The 1,107-nt window shown below is 59.3% G+C and carries 2 protein-coding genes; both read left to right on the top strand.

The features are described from left to right. Positions 1 to 627 (top strand): T6SS immunity protein Tli4 family protein (locus AC1DEL_RS27530; protein WP_477126494.1); only part of this gene is annotated, 627 nt, incomplete at its 5' end. After that, the coding region (locus AC1DEL_RS27535; protein WP_477126495.1) for a hypothetical protein at positions 617 to 1,107 on the top strand (491 nt) is incomplete at its 3' end. The genes AC1DEL_RS27530 and AC1DEL_RS27535, both read left to right, overlap by 11 nt.

The raw sequence follows: 1,107 nt of genomic DNA on the forward strand, positions 1-1,107 counted from the left end.
GCGTCCGATTTCACCAGCCCCGATCTGGCGGATAACCCGATCGTGCAGCGCATGGAAATCAAGAACAGTGTGCCGCGAAAGGCCAACCATGTCTTTGAACTGCTCACGAATTTTCGCGGCCGGGCCGATGACGAGATTCCAACGGAGCCTGGATTATGTCTCCCTCGCGGATACATCCGCGGCAAGGCGCGCGAGGAGGAACGCACAAAGTCGAGGTTCCGTCTTGCAAGCCATGAGGATCTCGGTTTCACCATTCTGACGGACTCAAGTGTCGTTGAAAGGGACTCGCTTCTGCAGAGGCATCGTCAGATCGAGCAGGCGTTGTCGCAGGTCGAGGGCGGGCGAACGGTTCGTAAAGGAAAGGTCGCATTGACCGGCGTCGACGCAGAAGAATGGCTGTTGGAAGGCCCAAGACCCACCACGGAAGTGCACGGGCACCTCTTTGCGCTGGAGGGGAACGCGCTCGCGGACGATGTACTGACGCCTTTCGTGCGGCTCGAAATGGATACAGCGAATCCGCTTCCGGACTATCGTCCGCTCGGACGCGCATCGCTGACCGACGCCGAGGCCCTCGCGGTCTGGGACGCCATCTCCCGAACCCTGCGGCCCCGGCCGAATGCCTTCTGAGCGCGCCGCGATGATGAAACGATATGTGGTGATCAGCGCGATCCTGGGCGCATCGCTGGCGCTACCGGCTTGTGGGAAAGCCCCTTCATTGACGCCTCAGGAACAACAGACCGTGAATGCCATGACTTCCAATTTGACCCCGCGTTGTGTGGGACGCCATCTTATCGATCTGCCTGCAGGCATGACCGTCGAAGGCTCGGCCATCGTGGAAGACGCACGGGTCAAGACGAAGATGATGTCCCTCGATGCATTTAATAAGGAGATCTCTGCGCGCGAAGCCGAACTCAAGGCGGTGAAGAGCATGGATGCGCATCCTTTTCTCTATCTCAACGTGCCCGCGTGGGATGAGCACTCCCGCTACTTCATGCACCGGGGTTCGGAACACAGTCACATCGCAATCCGGAAACTCGAAGGCTATCGTTGGGAGAATGGAGTTCGCGTCAAGGTCACGCTGGACGCGTCCGATTTCACCAGCCCCGA

Source organism: Cupriavidus sp. 10L43_2 (genome assembly GCF_056395265.1).